Raw genomic sequence first — 21,279 nt, 5'->3', positions numbered from 1 at the left:
CGCATGAACGTGCTGATCATATGCACTGAGAAGCTCCCTGTCCCGAATATTAGGGGCGGTGCTATTCAGACTTATATAGGCGGTGTCGCTCAGAAAATAAGTGCTCATCACCGGTTGACGATCCTTGGTAGATCAGATCCTGAACTGCTCCCTGATGAGGTTGTCAATGGCATTCGCTACGTACGAGTACCGTCAGATGGAATATTTGACAAGTATGCAGAAGGTGTTGTTCAATTTTTGAATCAACGCACCGAGCATTACGACCTCATTCACATTTTTAATCGGCCAAGATTGGTACTCCCGGTTCGTAACACATCACCCCAATCCCGTATCGTACTCAGCATGCACAATGACATGTTTAATCCAGCCAAAATCCACCCAGACGAAGCCCAGGCGGTGATTACTACCTTAGAGCGCATTGTTACAATCAGTAATTTTATTGGCAATGAAATTCTACGCTACTATCCGCAAGCACAACCCAAGCTCAGAACGATATACTCAGGGGTAGACTTGGATCGTTTTGCCCCATGGATGGAATCACAAACAGCCCTCCATGAACGCCAAGTATTACGCGCTCAGCATCAACTTGAATCCAAGAAAGTAATTCTGTTCGTAGGCAGATTGTCAAGAAATAAAGGGCCGCATGTGCTTGTACGTGCGATGTCCCAGTTGAAGCACTCTGACGCTGTGCTCGTCGTCGTTGGCGGAGCTTGGTACAGCGATAATCGTGTCAGCGACTACATCGCCTATATTCGCTCATTAGCTGAACGAGCATCGCTGCCTGTTGTGACAACTGGATATGTGGAAGCACACGATGTGCACCGCTGGTTCTGCGCCGCAGATGTGTTCGTATGCACCTCAATCTGGGATGAACCTCTGGCACGCGTGCACTATGAAGCAATGGCAGCAGGCCTTCCGTTTCTAACAACTGCTCGCGGCGGTAATCCGGAAGTTATCATTAATGATAATGGCCTGTTAATTACGAACCCTGACAGTCCACTGGAGTATGCGGAGAAGTTAAATCAGCTGCTATCCAATATGGACCATGCACGGCAGATGGGCCTTCGTGGCAGAAGGCTCACAGAACAACGGTTCCATTGGGATCGGGTAGCTCAAGAAATATTATCTGTATGGGGATAGCATACTAGCAACTATGAGTTCTTAGCATATCAGCCAGAGATAGAACCCAACAGCATGGAAGCCCTCGCAGCTCCAACGGAGCTGCGAGGGCTTCCTCTCCAACAAATTCGGACGATTGCATGCACTGTCTGTCAAGAAGTAGGATAACCCGCTAATCGTGCTGCAATGCCAGGCTACTTTACATATTGATACAATTTCTTTAGATGCTCTATTTCAAGTAAAAGCCCTGTCTTCAGATCTATGGCAGGGGAATATCCAAGCATGCGCTCTGCCTTTGTAATATCGGCCCAAGTGCTTGTCGGTTCCCCGTAAATACCCCCAACCACTTTAACCGATGCTTTATATTGAAAAAGATGTTCTAACAACGCAATACATTCATTAATAGTAGCTCGCTCTTTTCCCCCGATATTAATCGTTTCCCCGATAATATCATCCGCAAAGCCTGCAGCAACAACCGCTCTTACACAATCAGATATATAAGTGAAGTCTCTGCTTTGTGTGCCGTCTCCATACAACGTAATCTCTTCCCGATCAAACATTTGCTTGATGAACCGATGGAAAGCCATATCTGGACGCTGCCTTGGTCCATATACGGTAAAGAAACGCAGAATAACGACAGGCAGCCCATCATTTTCATAATAGACCCGGCAAAGATGCTCAGACGTTAATTTGGTAATGCCATAAGGCGACAATGGCAGTGTTGTTGCGCTTTCGTCAACTTTCCCACTCTTCTCACCGTAAATCGATGAGGTTGAAGCGAACAGAAATCGCTTAATGCCATATTGTTTGCATCCTTCGAGCAGCCGCTGCGTAGCCGTAATATTATGATCGGTATAGTGGACAAAATCAGGTCCCCAACTGGATCTAACGCCTGGCATTCCTGCCAGATGATACACGATATCAGCTTCATGCAAAATTTGCTCCCATGGTACAGTGAGCAGATTACCTTCAAAGAAGGAAAATCGTGGGTTCTCAAGTAAATGCTGAAGGTTGCGCTTGCGTATCCACTTTGGTGTTGACAAATCAATAAAAGCATCTATCCCCACAACATCATGCTGATGATTACGAAGCAGTTCCTCACATAAATGAGAACCGATGAAACCAGCAGCTCCAGTTACTATGATCTTCGCCATGCCAATCACCCGTTCCCGATGCCGTAATAATGATAACCCCATGCTTTCATCTGTGTTCCATCCAACATGTTTCTGCCATCAAATACAGCTGTATGCCTCATCTCACATGCCAAATCCCGCCATGGTTCTGCAGCGTACTCAGGCCACTCTGTACAAATGACAACCGCATCAGCTCCGTGAATCGCGTCCTGCACCGACTTTACTTGCCGTACATGAGCTTGGCGAGCAGCTTCTGGCAGTCGGGCTACTGGATCATGTACCTGGATGAAGGCCCCATCTTTCAATAAATGTGTGATAAGTTTCAGCGATGGAGCTTCTCTCAGATCATCTGTACCAGGTTTAAACGCCAACCCAAGCACCGCGATTACCTTTTTGTCGATGATGCCGAGGTGTGACTTTATTTGCTCCATAAAATACTGATGCTGCGTCTCATTTACTTGAACAACTTGCTGCAGCAGCCCTAGACTGCTGCCATGATTGTTAGCGATGTGCAAGAGCGACTTTACATCTTTAGGAAAACAAGAACCACCGTAACCGATACCCGCCTGTAAAAATGACTTTCCTATCCGAGCATCGTATCCGATCCCTGCTGCAATATCCGTAATAGATACGTTGAGCTGGTCACAGAGCCGGGCTAATTCATTCATATATGAAATTTTAGTTGCCAGAAAAGCATTAGCCGCATATTTGATCATTTCTGCGGTTGCTGGCGTGGTCACAAGATAGGGGCTATCAATATCCCGATACAGCATTCTTACTTGCTGGGCAGCTGCGCTAGAATCAGTGCCGATGACGATTCGATCAGGATGAAACGCATCATATACAGCGTTACCCTCCCTCAGAAATTCAGGATTAGAAACGACATCAAATGGAAGCGGGCTCTTTTGAGCCTCTGAAATCCATTGTGTCACCAGATTCTGAGTACCTACAGGCACCGTGCTCTTCATAATAAGCAGCTTATACTCCTGCATATAGGTACCGATCATAGTGACAGCGCTGCGGATATACTGTAAATCTGCGCTCCCATCTTCCTGTGAAGGAGTACCTACGCATATAAAAATCACTTGAGATTCCTGGATCGCTTGCACAGGGTCTGATATAAATCGGATATTGCCTTTATTAAGCTGCGTATGGAGTAATTTGTCCAAACCCGGCTCATAAAAGGGAAGCGTTCCACTTGAAAGAGTGGACACCTTGGACTTATCCGTATCAAAGCCTATCACATTCCATCCCAGCTCAGCCAATAGCAATGCGGTTGTTGTACCGACATAACCAACACCTGCCACTAATATGTTCATGGTTACGCCTCCCGAGTGGACTGTGCCCAGTAATCTCGACTGACGATTGTGCCTTTCAAGCTCGCATTTTTTAAGGATACGCCTTCGAGTATAATACAATCTTCAATACGGCAATTTTCCAAATAAACGTGGGGACCTATCGTAGTAAAGGGGCCAATCTCACATTCTATCAATTTGCTTGAAGGATCAATCAGAACTAGCGGGCTCTGTGGATTTGCACTATCAACAATCTGCCCTGCCAGAAGTGCACCTTCACCAGCCATTTGCTGGAGAACCCATCGATTTGCTTCAAGCCATCTATCTATCGTACCTACATCAGTATGTGATTCGTAAGTGATATCATAGGAAATTGCATAATTGGCTTCGATTAACCATTGAATGGCATCCGTAATCTCATATTCCCCTCTCTTGGAGGGAACAATCGCATGCACAGCTTCAAATATTTTTGAAGTAAATGCGTAGGCCCCCATAATCGCAAGGTTTGATTTAGGTTGAAGGGGTTTCTCCTCCAAACGGATAATATGCTGCTCCTTAATCTCGGCGATGCCATAATCCTGAGGCTTCTCAACCTCTCCTAACAATAATGCTCCGTCATGCTGCTCCAATAGAATCGAATCGCGCAAGCCAGTAAGCGTCTGGTCAATTAAATTATCACCTAGAAGAAGAATAAAAGGATCAGAACCAATAAACCCTTCCGCCTGCTTGACTGCATCTGCTATTCCTAGTGCTTTGGCTTGATAGAGATAAGTAATCGATACTCCCCATCGTTCGCCATCTCCTATTATGCTCTTGAACAACGGTTCATGTGCCTGTTGGATAACGATACCGATCTCTTGAATGCCTAGCTCCAGCAGCTTTTCTATACTATAGAATAGTAGCGGTTTGTTAGCGATCGGAATCAACACTTTGGAAGTAACATTCGAAAAAGGTTGGAGCCTAGTGCCTTTACCTGCACAAAGAATCAATCCCTTCATAGAAGTTCGCTCCTTGTCTTTCGTCGATATGCATTAAAATATGATTTCGGATAACTATTAGGAAGGGCGATTGTGAATCAATAGGGAAAATATACTTCTGTACTTCACGTAATTTTACAAAAAAGCTGCAACATCCACGCTTATCTTCATGCATTAACCCAATCATATTATTATGAAAAACATACTATAAGAATGAAACTTACAAAGTTTCGATCTTCTAGCAGAGGGGAACTGATGGAATTGGCGAACTTAGATAAATTCGAAGCTGAGCTGTCCAAGTATGAATTAGATGATATTGATGAGATTGAAGTCGAATATACGGATGGCAGCACTTCCAAATACAGCTATGATGACTTGCTTGACAGCGGCGTAAATGCCGACAAGAGATCATCACTTCAGGAATGGATCGATGGTGTCGATTGGGACGATGTCGAGGAAGTAGAACTTGAACTCCAGAATGGCCAAAAGTATGAAATTGATTTGGAAGAACAAGATGAGGATGATCAAGAAGAAGACGAAGACGCGGATTCCGACTCTGATGATGAAGATGAAGATGACGAAGACGAGTCCGACTCTGATGACGAGGATGAAGATGACGAAGACGAGTCCGACTCTGATGACGAGGATGAAGATGACGAAGACGAATCCGACTCTGATGACGAGGATGAAGATGACGAAGACGAGTCTGACTCTGATGACGAGGATGGCGACGAAGACAGCTCCTATTCCGATGACGGGGATGGCGACGAAGACAGCTCCTATTCCGATGATGAGGATGACGAAGACGGCTCCTACTCTGATGATGAGGATGACGAAGACGGCTCCTATTCTGATGACGAGGATGACGAAGACGGCTCCTATTCCGATGACGAGGATGACGAAGACGGCTCCTATTCCGATGATGAGGATGACGAAGACGGTTCCTATTCCGATGACGAGGATGACGAAGACGGCTCCTACTCCGATGATGAGGATGACGAAGACGAAGACGATGATGAGGACAACGATGATGAGGATGACAATTAAAATTGTTCAATTGAAGCCAAAAACAAGGCCGCTCTAATCCTATTGGGGCATGAGCGGCCCTCTTGGTGAACTTTACGCTTACCCTTTTCGCTATTTAGAGGCTATCTACTCCAAATACAGATTTTAAGTAAGGATTCAACAGTATTCCCTGCGGGTCTAGTTCTCTACGTACTTGCAAAAAGTCATCCCAGCGTGGATATAAGTTTTTCAGCTGTTTTGCTCTTAAATGATGTAGCTTTCCCCAATGTGGCCTACCTTCATAACGCAACAGTATACGCTCGACGTCGTCAAAATACGGGCCGAATGGCATACCCTTGTACATGTGTATAGCAATATAGGCGGAGTCCCTGCCAAAAGCAGGGCTCAGCCAGATATCATCTCCACGAACGTATCTGCATTCTATCGGAAAATGTACCGTATATTTCTTGCGCAAGATGCAGTCTCTGATCTCTTCCAAGGCTGGTTGCAGTGCGTCAGCAGGAATGCTGTACTCCATCTCGTTAAAACGGACAAGCCTCGGAGTGGCGAACAGTTTATGCGCAGCACCAACTTCTTCCCCCACTGGAACGCAAGCTGCTGATAATCGGCTTACAGGCGCGCTTAATCGAGGAACTACACGGCACATCTCTGACATCGCCCAAAAGATTCCATTCTCGATTACCAGCTTATTAAACTGGTTCCAACCACCATTCTTCGTCACTTCTCTTTCTGTAGTGTTCATTACTTTGACTTGCACTTGATCCGTATAAGGGAACCAGTAAAATTCGAAATGGCGGTTAGTCGTACGCAGCGAATGCAAGGAATACAGACATTGCTCTAACGACATTCGTGAGCTTTGATAATGCATACGTTTTGCTGGAATCACCTGCAGACGCACATCGGTGATAACGCCTAAAGCACCTAATGACACCTGCAGCGCCTTGAACCATGCAGCATTGTCCCGTTCACTGCATTCAATGAGATCGCCTCTTCCCGTAACTACAGTAAGGCTTTCAATCTGTGTTGAAATAATACCAAAATCGATTCCTGTGCCATGGGTACCTGAGCTGAATGCACCAGCCAATGACTGTACATTAATATCACCTAGATTCTGCTGCGCATATCCAAGCTGTTCCAGCTCATCACCAAGTCTCTTCAGCTTTGTCCCTGCCTGAACATCAACGAGCAGCCGATCTGAATTTACACTCGTAATGCCCTGCATCTGATCTAGTGAGAGATGGACATAATCTGTCGCTACTAGCGGGGTGAAGGAGTGACTAGAACCGACCATTCGAATGGTCGAACCTGAACGTCCTGCCTCTTTTAACGCATGCGCAATCTCTTCTCTTGTTTCCGGATACCACACTTCTTTCAAGCTGCTTCGCACAAGGCCAGACCAATTCCGCCACTCCCGTGGGCCTGCTCGCTTCACACGAAACACCACCCTTCTCCCCGATACGTCTTTATCTGGCCTGTTATTTGCCCATATTCATAACAATGAAGGGTTTTGAAGCGCTCACACAGTTCTCCTGCTTTGCTGTGCCGCATAAATACAGGATCGCCGAGCTGCAGACGTTCTTCTCCTTTGTACATAATCGGGGTCTGAACCTCTCCCGCTCCCTCCTGAGCTAGCAACCGACTGCCAAGCGGAAGATAAGGCTGCGGCAACTTATCCGTCCCGGTAGCCCCTGATCCTGTGTAACCCCCACCATGACAAGTAAATACACCTTCCTTCGGTAATCTTACGATTTCAATTGCGTATCCTGCTGCCGGAGCACATTGGAAATCCCTATAACTATCAAACAAGGCAGGCCCGTAAAAGCCTGAACCAACTGTCACCTCATTAATAACATCCTCTTTACAGGTGGAATGGAGACTGCCTGTTCCTCCTCCATTAAAAAATCTAAAATGAATATCTCGTTTCTTTAATTCATAAGCGAGCTCTAATCGTTTGTTTGCAATTTCTTCAATTGATCTTCGCTTCAAATAAGTTATGATCATATTTTTCAAAGCTTGTTTAGGAGTATGATCACCGACCCCAGCTATTTGCGCCTCGTAACCCATCAGACCTTCGAGTCGGATGAAAGGTTGGCTCAAGATGTACTCCGCCATTGTGACAGCTTCTCCAACACTTCGAACTGGAGAACGTCTGACACCAAAGTACAGACCACATAGCTGAGTGGACATATCGATGTCTAGACATACCGGCAGCACAACTTGCTCTTCCCTAGCAAAATAAGCTATCCGATCAACATGCTTAACGTCATCAACCATAAAAACAATTGTCTTCCCCTGTTTAACTAGACAGCATATTGCTCGAATCGACTCCTCATTCCATACGGGGTAACCGATAAGAAGATCATCGAGTCCACGCTCTGCCAAACATACAGCTTCCTGTGCAGAGTAACACATCACTCCACTAAAGCGACAATCTCTTTCTAGAATATAACGTAATACGGATACTGAACGTATAGATTTACTTGCGATCCTTACCTGTTTCTGTCCACTTCTGTTGAGTATATCCGTGATGTTATACCTTAAATATTCCAAATCCAAATACGCGTACGGCATTGGCAACTGTGAAAAAGCATTGGCATATTGACGATATGTACGTTTGTCACCGTAACTCATACCCTATTTCTCCTCTACCCAAGCTTTCGATCACCACAATTGTTAGCGCTTACCACAATGAGAACTGTTCCTATACTAATAAGTAATGTACGTCCATCGTGAATATGACTATTAAATGAAAGTTTCCATTAAAAGTGAAATAGGCACAAAAAAGCCGACCCATGATCTGAATAGGTCGGCTTATCATGTTATACGGTTGCTTTGGATTCTACATAAGGTCCTTTGGAAGACTTCACTTCATATATCCCATGCGTTGAACTGATGACGTGATCTGGCTTCGGCTTGCCTCGGCTCTGACGGTGACCTTCGATATGCGCCTCACTTGTCTCCCACTTCTTCCAGCTTTCCTCAGAGTCCCAGCGTATCATTACGATAACTTCCTCGTCGCCTCTTCTGACCTTCTTTACTAGTACACTGAGATCGATAAACCCTTCTGATTTCTCAATGATACCTTCACCTGTAAAATGTTTGACTACAAGATCCGAAGTTCCTTCTTTGACTGTAATCGTCTTCGTCTCAATAAACATCTCTTCACGTCCTTTATCACTGCATATCCATATAACTTCATATTATTGATAGGGATTATCATTGTCAACATTTGATTATCCATACTTATACAAAAGTCCTTGTCCACCACGAAGAGGCAGACAAGGACTTAACAATCTATCTTTTTAATCTTCTTGAGCCAATTGTCGCAAAAATCGCTGGGCGCGTTCTGTCTTCGGAGCCGTAAAAAATTGTTCCGGCTTACCTTCCTCAACGATGTGCCCGTCGCTCATGAAGATAACATGATTTGCAACTTCACGGGCAAACTTCATCTCATGCGTGACCACGATCATAGTCATGCCCTCATCAGCGAGCGACTTCATTACTTTCAGCACCTCGCCCACCAGCTCAGGGTCAAGTGCCGATGTCGGCTCGTCGAACAGCATAATATCAGGCTGCATCGCCAAGGCACGGGCAATCGCAACACGCTGCTGTTGTCCGCCAGACAAACGAGCAGGATGCTCGTTCCTTTTCTCCAGCAGCCCCACTTTGGCAAGCAAACTTTCTGCGATCGCTACTGCCGCATCATGTGTCATCCCTTTTACCGTCTTGGGCGCTTCGATGACATTCTCCAACACTGTCATATGAGGAAAGAGATTAAACTGCTGGAACACCATACCCGTATGGCTTCTCACCTGCTTCAGCACTTGTTTCATGTCACGCCGGGGCGTGTCTGCTCCCCACGTAATCGTGCCTACTCGGATGGACCCGCCATTCGGCTGTTCCAAGCCGTTCAAGCAGCGCAGCAGCGTACTCTTTCCCGATCCACTCGGTCCAATCAGAACTACGATCTCACCTGCATCGATCTTTGCATTAATATCCGCAAGCACTTCATGCTCACCATAACGTTTCTTAAGTCCAGTGATCTCAATCATATTATGTAACCCTCCTCCATACTATCAACTGGACACTGCTCCATCGCACGAATTAGTAGGCTTTTGCAAGCTTGGCCTCTACCCGGTTTAATATAGCGGTAAAGCTAATGCTCATAATCCAATACATAATTGCGATAGCAAGGTAAAACGGCAAAGCTACATAGTACTGGGCCACGAGCAGCTGCGCTGAACGCAGCAACTCCGTTGCCGTCACGACAGATACAAGTGACGTTTCCTTCAGCATACCGATTGCCGTATTCCCCATAGGCGGAATAGCAATACGGGCAGCCTGCGGCAGCACTACACGCCGCATCACCTGCCACGGCGACAGGCCTAACGAAGCTGCCGCCTCCCATTGACCACGCGGGACAGCCAAAATCGCACCACGAAATGTCTCTGACAAATACGCGCTGACATTAATGCTGAGTACAATGCAGGCAGCCATAAAAGGGCTGAAGGACACCCCAATATCGGGAAGACCATAATACACAATAAAAATTTGAACCAAAATCGGCGTTCCTCGAATAATAGAAACATAAAATTGAGCAAGTATTTGAAGCGGCTTAGGTCCTTTCAGGCGAACAACAGCAACAGCCAGTCCGATAAAGAAGCCAACAAACAAAGCAATAAGCGTAAGTTGCAGCGTTAAATAAGCTCCTTTTAACAAATATGGAATGTTTCCTTGCTCAAACAATAAATTAAACACCGTCTGTTCCCCCTGTTGTTACGGTACCCTTAATGCCCATTTACCTATACCGCTTCTAAATACGTTATTACAATTACAAAGTTGGTTCTACGTCAAACCATTTCTTGTGAATAGCAGCGTAAGTGCCGTCCTTCTTCATCTCATCAAATGCTTTGTTAATCGCTTCAAGCAGTTCCGGCTGGCCCTTCTTAATCGCAACACCGGCTACATCTTCTTTAATAGGCTCACCGACAGCCTTAATTTTCAAATTGTTCTTGTCCACAATCGGCTTTAAAGCAAACACATTGTTAATTGTTGCATCTATACGTCCTGTGTTCAAGTCCATTAATGATGTAATGACATCATTATAAGTTGCAATCTCGAAATCTCCAACTTTAGGGAGCACTTGCTCGCGCAAATATTTTTCATCGTTTGTGCCAAGTCCTACGCCTATTTTCTTACCTTTAAAATCTTCAACAGATTTAATGGTATTGTTATCTGCCTTCACCACTACGTTTACCGCATTTTTAATGTAGGGAGCAGAGAAATCGATGGTCTTCTTCCGGTCATCTGTAATCGTTACCTGACTAATAAGCGCATCAAATTTGGTTTTCTGCAAACCTTCAATCAATCCTGAGAATTCACCTGTTACGATCTCAGCCTGTATGCCCATACGCTTGGCAATCTCACGAGCCATATCGGCATCAAAGCCATCAACCTCTTTTTTCTCATTTAAAAAGTTGTATGGAGGATAGGTTCCCATCATTCCGATTACGATCTTACCTTCGCTTTTGATCCGCTCCAACGCGTTCGTGCTTGCCTCTTCCTTCTTTGGCGTGTTGCAGCCCACAGCTATGATAGCGATAACTGATAGTATAGTGATAAACAGTGTAGTACGTTTCCAAGTTGTCATTTTCATGATGAATCCCCTCTTAGCTTTCATTTTTAATTCCGACTAGCATAGTCAGGATTATAGAGCATACACGTCCTAATTACAATACTCTGTGCAGAAAAAAGAAAAATAATCCTCCCAGCACCCAATAAGAAAAGCCATGACAAAGCATGGCTTTATAACACTTACTAATATATAGTTTATATAAATTAAATAATAATGTCCAGTCCTTCAGTTAACTTGTAGCAGAAGTTTGCTCCTGCATCCTCACTTCATCGTTGCTATGAACACTTCTGTTCTGCTTTACCTCAAGCTGCAAGGCCTCCGTCCAACGTCTCATCTCTTGATGGCTTAACAAATACTGTGTATTCCACACCACCTGCTGACCATTTTTTAAAAGGAAGATAAACTTAGGGAAAATCGGTTGAAACAAAATACCAATCCGTGTATGCTCCACACGTACTTGTCGAATGTCTCCCCACAAAACGACTTTGTCACCTGCTAGGAGTCCTTCTTCCTTATAAGAGAACAATACTTGTTCCGAACTGATCAAAGCACGTATCCCTACGATTAGGAACTTGCCAAAGAAACTGAATCCCATCAGTGCGATGACTGCCGCCACAAACCGTCGTGTCAGCATCAAATCCATCATTAGAGCCGCATACGCCAAGCCTACACAACCACATACGGCAGCAAAAGCAAATAACCACTTCCACCCTACATTCGATTTCTGATAACGTATTTGAACCACAACTTTGGACCTCCTCATTCGACAATTAGAACTTCCGAGATCATACTATGTACCCATTTTAAGTCGAATTTTAATCGATATCGTAATCGTTTACAAGCCAAAATTTTACGTTTGAATGATTATGAAGTGCGAGAAAAACCGTGAATGCAGCTAGTAAAGTCGTTTTCGGCCTATGTTAAATTTTTGTTATCGTATCATAAATGGAAGGATCTCGTTTAGGACATCAATCACTTGTAACAAGCCACTTGCTGGCTTCCACTCATCAAAACTACTAGTGGATACCATCACCAATTGCTAACCACTCATGATATGATACAATCTAATAATGAAAGTGAAGAGAGAAACGAGGGACATCAGCATGCTAGCTATCATCTATGATCTGGAAATGACCGTGACAAGAAGAAGGGGACAACCTTCTGAAATTATTGAAATTGGAGCCGTCAAAGTCGCTATCGAAGAAGATAAGCCCGTCATTGTCGATACGTTCCAGTCGTTTGTACGTCCGGTCTTGTCACCACAATTAACTAAAGATACGGTATCATTTACAGGGATTACCCAACAGGACGTCCATTCGGCTGAGACGCTGCAAAACGTGTTGGACCAATTTATTGCCTGGATCGATACTGATAATTATGCCCTGTGCTCATGGGGAGAAGATGATAAGGTCCAGTTTGTTAAGGAATGCCGACACAAAGAAATATCGCTGTACTGGCTGTTAAATCACACGAACTTGCAAAAGCAGGTATCTACTTTAATGGGCAGGGGTCACAATCAGCAGATCGGCCTTAAACCAGCCTTGGAGTCGCTTGATATCGCATTTGTTGGTTCACATCATCGTGCACTGGATGACGCTTATAATACAGCACTTATATATATGCATTATGCAGATCGCATTGAATTTCATCTCAATAAGACAGATGATCAAGCCAGCTATGAGAGCGAGCTAATTTATCAAGACCAGGCGGCGGATGATGACCAGGCGGATAATCCGTTTTTGGCGTTATCGAAGCTTAATTTATCCTAGCCATACTAACCGACTAACGTCCAAACAGCCAATCCCGAGTATTAAATACTAGGATTGGCTGTTTCTGTTGTGGTGACGCTAGCCAACAATGCCAAAGGCATTTAAGAACACGATAATGATTGCAACAGGCACCACGTATTTAAGTAGGAATATCCAGAGCGTAAACCATTTGCCTCCAGCCGGAGAGCCTGTGTTCAACTGATCGATGAGCAAGCTGCGTTCTAATCGATGAGCTACAAATATAGAAATCAGCAGCGCACCGATCGGCATGAGTACGTTACACGCCGTAAAGTCCATAAAGTCAAAGATGTTCTTGCCTGCAATGGTAATATGATCAAGCACTCCGAACGACAAAGCTGCCGGGACACCAAGTGCAAAGCTTGCGCCACCAATCATCCAACTCCAACGTTTTCGTTTGGCATGACCGTCTCGCATTGGAAGAGATGCCACGATATTTTCAAGCAAGGAAAAAGATGAAGTCAAAGTTGCAAATGCAAATAACGCCAGGAACGCCGTTAAGAACAAGCCGCCAAATGGGATATGCTCAAATACCGAAGGCAATGCGATAAACAATAATCCAGGCCCAGCGGTTGGCTCAAGGCCTGCCGAGAATATCGCCGGGAATATCGCCAAACCCGCCAGCAGCGAGACAAGCAGGTTTAACCCTACAACCGTAAAGGCAGAACGAGACAGACTTTCCTTCCGATCGAGATAAGAGCTGTAAGTAACCATGATGGAGATCCCCACACTAATCGCAAAGAAGGACTGCCCAAGCGCAAACAATATCCCCTCTGAGGTCAATTTAGAGAAATCGGGTCGCAAGAAAAATTCGACGCCCTTCATCGCATCTTGTAACGTTAAGGAACGAATAATGAGTACAACAAACAGTAAAAACAAACCTGGAAGTAAAAATTTGCTTACGGTTTCGATCCCTTTTTGCACACCTTTAGCTACAACCAAAATTGTAATCAATATAAAAGCAAATTGCCCAATTAATGAAGCAGTCGGATCAGCAATTGTCTGATCGAACAGCTTGCTGTAATCCGTACCTGCTCCTACAAACTGTCCCATAAGCGAACGGAATAAATAAACTAACGTCCATCCACCCACGACACTATAGAAACAAAGGATCATAAAGCTTGTAAACACACCCAGCCTGCCGATCCATTTCCAGCCAGACTTTGGCGCCAATACTTCATACGCTTCGACCGCGGTCTTCTGTGTGCTGCGACCAATTACGAATTCAGCTAGCAAAAGCGGCAAACCAATAAGCAGTGTAAACATAATAAACAGGAGGAAAAAGGCTCCGCCTCCATTCGTTCCAGCTATGTATGGAAGCTTCCAGATCGCTCCGATCCCGATTGCTGAACCTGCTGCGGCCATTATAAAGCCGACTTTAGACGTCCATTTCTCTGATTGACTGTTCATGCTGTCTCACGCCTCTCCCCTGTTATCGCAAGCATTAATTTTTCTTATTTCGCGGTACTATGCCTAGATGCACAATGACATTTCGACATTTCTTGGCCTATGGTCAAACAAAAAAGGCCTAACATCTCTAAAAAAGAGACGTTAGGCCTGTAACCTTCGCGGTACCACTCTTATTGACCTGAAACTATATCAGATCCAACTCAGCTGCGTGCTTTAAGCAATCGCATACCCGATAACGGAGGCAAACCGTCAAGATATAATAGGATGCAATCATCCGTTCCACCTTGCCATTCCAGGACGAGTTCAGACACACTGTATGACTGCCTCTCACCAAACAGCAGCTCTCTGCGCATTACCGTGCGATCCTACTACTTCCATTCAACATGTTGACGCTTATAGGTTTGAAATGAATATATTGAATTATAGGGACATCCATTTCAACTGTCAACAATAGATTTTATATGGTAAAAATTCCTAACCTGTACTTCGACTTAGAATACGTTCATAGTGTCTGGATCGGGACCTACACGCTTGTCCTGATTCAACGCTGAAATGGCAGCGATCTCGTCTGACGACAACTCAAAGTCAAATACATTAAAGTTCTCTGCAATCCGAGAAGGTGTGATTGACTTCGGAATAACAATGTTGCCAATCTGTAAATGCCAACGAATAATCACTTGCGCCGCTGTTTTGTCATGCTGCTGTGCCAGCTTGAGTATAACCTCGTTGTCAAGAATATCCCCGCCTTGCATCAACGGACTCCACGCTTCCAGTCGAATATCATGCTGCTCACAGAATGCACGTAATTCGTGCTGCACGAGGCGTGGATGACATTCTACCTGATTGACTACAGGCTTGATCGTCGTCTCGCTTAACAATCGCTCTAAATGATGGATATTGAAATTGGACACGCCAATTGAACGAACACGTCCGTCTTCCAACAGTTTCTCTAACGCCTTGTATGTATCTACATATAGATCACGTTCAGGTACGGGCCAATGTACAAGATATAAGTCAACGTAATCCGTGCCTAGCTTTCTGAGGCTTTCTTCTAGGGCTTGGATCGTTGCATCGAAGCCTTGATCGGCATTCCATACCTTCGTTGTCAAAAAGATCTCTTCACGCGGAACACCAGATTGACGAATGGCTTCGCCTACACCTTCTTCATTCTTATAGATAGCGGCCGTATCAATATGTCGATAACCGACTTCAAGCGCCGTCTTTACTGCTGTTACGACTTGCTGTCCTTCTTCCACACGCCAAACACCCAGTCCAAGCTGCGGCATCTTGATGCCATTGTTTAAAGTAATAAGCATGGTAAACCTCCTTAGTAACGATGTTATAACATCGATTGTACATCCCATTTAGTATAGTATTAAATTGCAATTTGAAGCAAACTTTAAACATGTAAGCCGTAAATTCCAATTATTCCTCCTTAAATACTCAAATTTAACCCTCCCTTTTTTTGAAAATGACAATAAGTAGCATACTGGTCATGATATTGTTGACAGTGCCAAGAGCCACTGTTAACATACAAACATAACAAAGTAACTCAATCGGAATTATAAGATAATATCGTTTCAAGCACAAGTCGACCGGACAGCCGGAGATGCAACCTAGATGTCGTTTATTTGGGGGTATCTTCGGCTTTTTGATTTCACATTAAAAAGGGAGGAATTAACTATGAGCAGCTTGCCGTCTTTCCAAGGAGGACATCATAATCCAATTCAAAATTTGCAGACCGAGGAGCTGATTTGGCTGGAACGGATCGCCACTCACCTACGAGACCTACAATTTGGGACGATTCAAATCGTCGTTCACAATGGGCAAATTGTTCAGATCGAGAAAACCGAGCGACATCGCTATGATGTGCATGAATCGATTCCAGCCTATAAAGAGAAAGGGGCTACCACACATGCTAAACGCAAACGCTAAGTCCAAAATGACGTCCAAAACGATAGCCGTAATTGTCCTCGCGCTCCTCACTACAATTACTACTGCCGCTTGCGGAAGCAGCAAGGAATCAAATGTAGCAGCCGATAGTAAAGAAAGCAAAGAAAGTAAAACCATCGAAATTCAAAATGTGTCCTATGATCCGACACGCGAGTTGTACGCCGAGTACAATAAAGCATTTGCTGCATATTGGAAATCTAAAAATGGAGATACCGTTGTCGTCAAGCAGTCCCATGGGGGCAGCGGCAAACAAGCAAGATCCGTCATTGACGGGCAGAAAGCAGATGTTGTTACTTTGGCCTTAGGCTACGACATCGATGCCATTCAGCAGACTGGACTTATTAAGCCTGACTGGCAGAAACGCCTGAAAGATAACAGTGCCCCTTACTACTCCACGATTGTCTTCCTTGTTCGCAAAGGTAACCCGAAGCAGATTAAAGATTGGAATGATCTTATCCGAGAAGACGTATCCGTCATTACACCTAACCCTAAGACATCAGGCGGAGCCCGTTGGAACTATCTCGCAGCATGGGGATACGCGCTCAAGCACAACAATCAGGATGAAAGCAAAGCAACTGAATTCATCAAGCAATTGTTCACCCGTGTACCTGTGCTGGATTCCGGCGCTCGCGGCTCTACAACTACATTTGTAGAACGAGGGATCGGCGACGTCTTAATCTCTTGGGAGAATGAAGCTTTCCTCGCTGTTAATGAGCTTGGCAAAGATAAATTCGATATCATTGTACCATCGCTAAGTATTCTGGCTGAGCCTCCTGTAGCAGTAGTAGACTCCATCGTTGACAAGCAAGGAACTCGGGAAGTTGCCGAAGCATACTTGGAATACTTATATACGGAGGAAGCACAGGAAATTATCGCTAAAAATTACTACCGTCCTCGTCTGGAAGCAATAGCGAAAAAATATGAATCTACTTTTCCAACTATTGAATTACTAACGATTGATAAAGATTTTGGAGGCTGGGGAGAAGCACAGAAGAAACACTTTGCGGATGGCGGCCTGTTCGACAAGGTTTATGCAAAGTAAGATCACTGTGTTCGGTAGGTCATATGCGTCAAAAGGAACGCCAGTCTTGCAGCATAGCCATACTAATGACTAGGAAAGAGGAACTTCTATGAAACCAGCCCCAGACAAACCTCGTGTTCGACCTTTTCGAGTACTGCCCGGGTTTCGTTTGACACTCGGGTTTACCCTTATTTACCTGTCGTTGATTGTATTAATCCCCTTGTCCACGGTCGTACTACAATCGATGAACATGAGCTGGGATACGTTCTGGAGTCTGGTACTAGATAAACGGGTCATGGCAGCCTATCGGATCAGCTTCCTCACTTCATTGTTTGCAGCGCTCGTTAACGTTGTATTTGGTTTCCTGACAGCATGGGTACTTGTACGCTATCAATTCCCTGGAAAAAAGCTCATTAACGGAATTATCGATTTGCCGTTTGCACTGCCAACAGCTGTTGCAGGCATTTCGTTAACTGCCATCTATGCGGAAAATGGCTGGATGGGGCAGTGGTTCTATGCCTTGGGCATTCCCAGCGCCTATTCCGTGCTCGGGATCACGATCGCACTGATATTTATCGGTCTGCCCTTTGTCGTACGTACGGTTCAGCCTGTACTGGAACATTGGGATGTAGATGTCGAGGAAGCGGCCGCAATACTCGGTGCTCGGCGCTTTCAGACGTTCCGTCGGGTTGTGCTGCCGCAGCTTTTGCCAGCGATCATGACCGGTTTTACGCTTGCTTTTGCACGCGGCATTGGCGAATACGGCTCAGTTATATTTATCTCGGGCAATATGCCTTACAAGACCGAAATTGCCCCGCTTTTAATGATGACAAAGCTGGAACAGTTTGATTATGCAGGCGCTACCGCGATTGCATTAATGATGCTCATTATTGCCTTTGTCCTGCTTGTTATCATGAATGCAATTCAGTGGCGATATACACGCCGCTTCGGTTCACTCTAACACGTGTACACCAGATCGAGACTAAAAGAGAGGTATCGCCTATGCATCCAATGCGGCCCACCCCTGTTACACCAACAGCAGCATCAGCCCCACATATTGCCAAGCAAAACAAGCGCTCTGGGCATGCCGTTACAACGGAAAGTAAACGTGTTCAGCAGATACTCATCGGCGTGGTGCTTGTATTTATCACACTCGTACTCTTATTGCCGTTGGTATCTATTTTTGTTCAAGCATTTAAGCGTGGTGCGGATGTATTTTTTGCCGCACTAACGGACCCAGACGCTTGGTCCGCCATTCGCCTAACACTGCTCACTGCACTTGTTGTTGTGCCGCTTAATGCTCTATTTGGCGTAGCGGCAGCTTGGTGTATCACCAAGTTTACGTTTCGCGGCAAGCAACTGCTTATTTCTTTAATTGATGTCCCTTTCTCAGTATCCCCTGTCATTGCTGGGTTTGTGTTCGTTTTATTGTTTGGTGCACATGGCTGGTTTGGCACTTGGCTGTCCGATCAAGGCATTTCGATCATTTTTTCATGGCCTGGCATCGTACTCGGCACATTATTTGTTACCTTTCCCTTTGTCGCTAGAGAGCTGATCCCTCTTATGCAGTCACAGGGCATTCAGGAGGAGGAAGCTGCTATCACCTTGGGAGCGAACGGGTGGAAGCTGTTCTGGAGAGTAGCCTTGCCGAACATGAAATGGGGCTTGTTGTATGGCATCGTAATCTGCAATGCACGTGCTATGGGTGAGTTTGGCGCGGTCTCTGTCGTATCTGGCCATATTCGAGGAGAAACCAATACGATGCCTTTGCATATTGAGATTTTGTACAATGAATATCAATTTTCTGCCGCATTTGCCGTCGCCACCCTGCTAGTCCTTGTAGCGTGCGGCACCCTTGTGCTGCAGCATTGGTTTGACCTGAAACGTCAACGACAGCAGCATACCACAGGGTAGCAATACCGTAAATTGCAGCGCCCACTCACACAGCTTCTTCCAGCCAAACAGGACAGCTGTGTGGGTTCATCAATTACGAGTAACAGCAGTAAGGGTTATAAATGGTACAGCGGCATTAAGAAGCTTGTAGGTCGTACATGCTGGACTTCGTTCAAGAACGGAACGATTGATGACGCTGCAGCGTCTCCAGCATATCGTGTACAACAGCAGCGGCTGCATGTGGACGCGACATGGAGACCATACTGTCACGCATGAACTGCAATTGAGTCGGCTGCTTATACGCCGCCTCCATCTGTTGGACGAGTTCTGCTTCGTGCTTCGCGACCTTCGCTACGCCCTGCGCAGCTAAAAACCGAGCATTCTCCAATTCCTGACCTGGCTGCGGACGACAAATAAATAACGGCACCTGCAAAGACATGGCCTCACTAACGGTAACTCCACCCGCCTTCGTCACCACAGCATCCGCACATGACATCAATTGGGCGATATCTTCCACATATCTGAACAAATGAATATCTGGTGTCTGGTCATATTGCTGCTGCAGTTCTTGAAACAGCTTTTCATTTTTTCCGCAAACCACAAGCACTTGATGCTCCGGAATCCTTCTCAACAACCGAAGTCCTTTATCTACAGACCACCCAACCCCGTATCCACCAGACATTAACAGTGTTACCCGCTTATGTGGGTCCAAGCCAAGGGCAAGTCGATTCATATGGCGTTCTTGAGCAGAAGCAAACGGCTCGCGCAGTGGAATTCCACTCACCACAATCTGCTCCTCGCCAATATTTTGGGTAACCATGCCTTGCTTTAAAGCGTCCGAAGCGACATAATAGCGGTCTTCCGTGGACAAAATCCAGCGATGATGAAGATCATAATCTGTCATAACGGTAAACGTGGGAATATTCAAGCCTACGCCAGCACATAATTGGGCGACATCAAAATAAGGAAATGTGCTGATCACCCCAACAGGGCGCTCCTGAAGCAGCATCTTTCTTAATGTATTCATGCCTAACGTAAAGCCGGTCCGTACTAAAGGGTGGTTGCGCTTCATCGTCCTCGTTCCGTAATAGCTCCAACCATAGTAATTCACACCTAGCAGCGAAAGCTTGGAGCTTTGCAAAAATAAAAATCGGATGACCGCATCCCATACTGGATGTGCCTCTGCCATCAAATTTATAATGCGCACATGAACCCCTGCTTCAAGTAAGCGGTTCTTTAATGCTTGCGCCACCTGCCAGTGGCCATCCCCATAGGTTGCTGTTAAGACAAACATGGTGTCTTGCTGCATCGCTTATCCCCCGCTTCGATAAAGATACATAGCTTTTCCTTATCGTAGCAACCAACTATCAACCACTTATCATTTTAATCTTAAAAGTTCGTAAAAAAGCAAAAAGCCGCAACTATAAAGTTCCGGCTCGCTCTAGCTTCATTATGCTTCTTCTTCCCTGCCTGTATTGCCAGTGACGCCAGGATATTGGTACACAAGCGGTTCGTCAAAAGTCACGTAATCCAGATTAACCATCAGCAAGATGATACGTTGTCCTGTCATTGGGTCGCTGATAATAATATGGTCTCTACCCGCTGCTTCCACAACGCCTCTGAATATTTTGGCATTCCATTCGGAATTGTTCTCATAAGTCATATAGAACGTGCCTACTTTGCCCAGGTTTAACCTTAAAATATTTTCAATGTAAGACTGTTCAAAGTTCGGATTCGGCAATACCGCACCTGTTGGTGTCATGAAGCCTCCACTAGATACTTGCGGCGGGACCATAGATTGTGGTGTGAAGCTAGGCTGTGGCTGAGTCATAGGAACGGAACCTACTCCTCCAACTGGTTGGCCATAAGGCATAGGAAGCAGGCCGCCTCCATACGAACCGTTTCGGGCTGGAGCCGATGAAAAACCAGGATGAACCGGTTGTTGCATAGGATGTACGGGATGTACAGGATAATAAGGCGTATATGCCATTTTGATGCTCTCTCCTTTTCAGCTATTCGCTGTCTCTTAT

The 21,279-nt window shown here is 45.3% G+C and carries 21 protein-coding genes and 1 other annotated feature; of the genes, 7 read left to right on the top strand and 14 right to left on the bottom strand.

From position 1 onward, the window contains the following. Positions 1–3: 3 nt before the first annotated feature. A complete protein-coding gene (locus tag MH117_RS00105) occupies positions 4–1,140 on the top strand; it encodes a glycosyltransferase family 4 protein (protein WP_239326200.1) in 1,137 nt (378 codons plus the stop codon). A 173-nt stretch (positions 1,141–1,313) separates the two neighbouring features. Here MH117_RS00105 and MH117_RS00100 read toward each other — a convergent pair whose 3' ends face one another. The 3 genes from MH117_RS00100 to MH117_RS00090 are packed head-to-tail and all read right to left on the bottom strand — an operon-like array spanning position 1,314 to position 4,545. Beyond that, positions 1,314–2,315, bottom strand: a complete 1,002-nt coding sequence (locus MH117_RS00100; RefSeq protein ID WP_239326197.1) for an NAD-dependent epimerase/dehydratase family protein — start codon at positions 2,313–2,315, stop codon at positions 1,314–1,316. Next, a complete protein-coding gene (locus MH117_RS00095) occupies positions 2,279–3,571 on the bottom strand; it encodes a UDP-glucose dehydrogenase family protein (protein WP_239326195.1) in 1,293 nt (430 codons plus the stop codon). Before MH117_RS00095 ends, MH117_RS00100 begins: the two co-directional genes overlap by 37 nt. A 2-nt stretch (positions 3,572–3,573) precedes the next feature. Continuing rightward, positions 3,574–4,545 carry a sugar phosphate nucleotidyltransferase gene (locus MH117_RS00090; protein ID WP_239326193.1) on the bottom strand — a complete coding sequence of 324 codons (972 nt, stop codon included), beginning with the start codon at positions 4,543–4,545 and terminating at the stop codon, positions 3,574–3,576. Positions 4,546–4,737: 192 nt separating this feature from the next. On the opposite strand from MH117_RS00090, the gene MH117_RS00085 reads away from it, so the two are divergent. After that, entirely contained in the window at positions 4,738–5,571 is an 834-nt protein-coding gene (locus MH117_RS00085) for a hypothetical protein (protein WP_239326191.1), read from the top strand. Positions 5,572–5,665: 94 nt separating this feature from the next. On the opposite strand, the gene MH117_RS00080 is transcribed toward MH117_RS00085, so the two are convergent. The 7 genes from MH117_RS00080 to MH117_RS00050 all read right to left on the bottom strand — a co-directional run bounded on the left by MH117_RS00080 (position 5,666) and on the right by MH117_RS00050 (position 11,930). Then, the gene (locus MH117_RS00080) at positions 5,666–6,991 is read right to left on the bottom strand and encodes a D-arabinono-1,4-lactone oxidase (RefSeq protein WP_481857208.1); all 1,326 of its coding nucleotides are present in this window, start codon (positions 6,989–6,991) and stop codon (positions 5,666–5,668) included. After that, on the bottom strand, positions 6,979–8,181 hold the full coding sequence (locus MH117_RS00075; RefSeq protein WP_239326187.1) for an amino acid deaminase/aldolase: 1,203 nt from the start codon (positions 8,179–8,181) through the stop codon (positions 6,979–6,981). The genes MH117_RS00080 and MH117_RS00075 overlap by 13 nt, the downstream gene beginning before the upstream one ends. A gap of 188 nt (positions 8,182–8,369) precedes the next feature. Next, positions 8,370–8,708, bottom strand: a complete 339-nt coding sequence (locus MH117_RS00070; RefSeq protein WP_239326185.1) for an antibiotic biosynthesis monooxygenase family protein — start codon at positions 8,706–8,708, stop codon at positions 8,370–8,372. Positions 8,709–8,852: 144 nt separating this feature from the next. Continuing rightward, positions 8,853–9,602 carry an amino acid ABC transporter ATP-binding protein gene (locus tag MH117_RS00065; RefSeq protein WP_239326183.1) on the bottom strand — a complete coding sequence of 250 codons (750 nt, stop codon included), beginning with the start codon at positions 9,600–9,602 and terminating at the stop codon, positions 8,853–8,855. Positions 9,603–9,654: 52 nt separating this feature from the next. Beyond that, a complete protein-coding gene (locus MH117_RS00060) occupies positions 9,655–10,308 on the bottom strand; it encodes an amino acid ABC transporter permease (protein WP_239326181.1) in 654 nt (217 codons plus the stop codon). A gap of 73 nt (positions 10,309–10,381) precedes the next feature. Further along, positions 10,382–11,206, bottom strand: a complete 825-nt coding sequence (locus MH117_RS00055) for a transporter substrate-binding domain-containing protein (protein WP_481857207.1) — start codon at positions 11,204–11,206, stop codon at positions 10,382–10,384. Positions 11,207–11,414: 208 nt separating this feature from the next. After that, complete coding sequence (locus MH117_RS00050; RefSeq protein ID WP_239326177.1) at positions 11,415–11,930, bottom strand: DUF5381 family protein; 516 nt, start codon at positions 11,928–11,930, stop codon at positions 11,415–11,417. A gap of 358 nt (positions 11,931–12,288) precedes the next feature. On the opposite strand from MH117_RS00050, the gene MH117_RS00045 reads away from it, so the two are divergent. Then, positions 12,289–12,954 (top strand): 3'-5' exonuclease, encoded by a 666-nt coding sequence (locus MH117_RS00045; protein ID WP_239326175.1) that lies wholly within the window; start codon positions 12,289–12,291, stop codon positions 12,952–12,954. A 78-nt stretch (positions 12,955–13,032) separates the two neighbouring features. Here MH117_RS00045 and MH117_RS00040 read toward each other — a convergent pair whose 3' ends face one another. Both MH117_RS00040 and MH117_RS00035 read right to left on the bottom strand, forming a co-directional pair. Then, the gene (locus MH117_RS00040; protein WP_239326173.1) at positions 13,033–14,382 is read right to left on the bottom strand and encodes a sodium-dependent transporter; all 1,350 of its coding nucleotides are present in this window, start codon (positions 14,380–14,382) and stop codon (positions 13,033–13,035) included. 131 nt (positions 14,383–14,513) lie between these two features. Beyond that, positions 14,514–14,773, bottom strand: a binding site (T-box leader). A gap of 100 nt (positions 14,774–14,873) precedes the next feature. Continuing rightward, on the bottom strand, positions 14,874–15,698 hold the full coding sequence (locus tag MH117_RS00035) for an aldo/keto reductase (protein WP_239326171.1): 825 nt from the start codon (positions 15,696–15,698) through the stop codon (positions 14,874–14,876). A gap of 367 nt (positions 15,699–16,065) precedes the next feature. On the opposite strand from MH117_RS00035, the gene MH117_RS00030 reads away from it, so the two are divergent. The 4 genes from MH117_RS00030 to cysW all read left to right on the top strand — a co-directional run bounded on the left by MH117_RS00030 (position 16,066) and on the right by cysW (position 19,270). After that, positions 16,066–16,317, top strand: a complete 252-nt coding sequence (locus MH117_RS00030) for a YezD family protein (RefSeq protein WP_239326169.1) — start codon at positions 16,066–16,068, stop codon at positions 16,315–16,317. After that, positions 16,298–17,377, top strand: a complete 1,080-nt coding sequence (locus MH117_RS00025; RefSeq protein ID WP_275444455.1) for a sulfate ABC transporter substrate-binding protein — start codon at positions 16,298–16,300, stop codon at positions 17,375–17,377. The genes MH117_RS00030 and MH117_RS00025 overlap by 20 nt, the downstream gene beginning before the upstream one ends. 88 nt (positions 17,378–17,465) lie before the next feature. After that, positions 17,466–18,317, top strand: coding sequence for a sulfate ABC transporter permease subunit CysT (gene cysT, locus MH117_RS00020; protein WP_239326167.1), 852 nt, complete (start codon positions 17,466–17,468; stop codon positions 18,315–18,317). 41 nt (positions 18,318–18,358) lie between these two features. Beyond that, on the top strand, positions 18,359–19,270 hold the full coding sequence (gene cysW, locus MH117_RS00015) for a sulfate ABC transporter permease subunit CysW (RefSeq protein ID WP_239326127.1): 912 nt from the start codon (positions 18,359–18,361) through the stop codon (positions 19,268–19,270). A gap of 151 nt (positions 19,271–19,421) precedes the next feature. On the opposite strand, the gene MH117_RS00010 is transcribed toward cysW, so the two are convergent. Together MH117_RS00010 and gerQ are read right to left on the bottom strand one after the other, a co-directional pair. After that, positions 19,422–20,558, bottom strand: coding sequence for an MGDG synthase family glycosyltransferase (locus tag MH117_RS00010; protein WP_239326125.1), 1,137 nt, complete (start codon positions 20,556–20,558; stop codon positions 19,422–19,424). Positions 20,559–20,699: 141 nt separating this feature from the next. Beyond that, on the bottom strand, positions 20,700–21,080 hold the full coding sequence (gerQ, locus tag MH117_RS00005) for a spore coat protein GerQ (RefSeq protein WP_239327700.1): 381 nt from the start codon (positions 21,078–21,080) through the stop codon (positions 20,700–20,702). Positions 21,081–21,279: the final 199 nt, after the last annotated feature.

The sequence above is a fragment of the Paenibacillus sp. ACRRX genome (assembly GCF_022346885.1).
Lineage (GTDB): Bacteria > Bacillota > Bacilli > Paenibacillales > Paenibacillaceae > Paenibacillus_B.
Note: the sequence above shows the minus strand (reverse complement) of the source record. Positions and strands in the feature narration are given on the sequence as shown.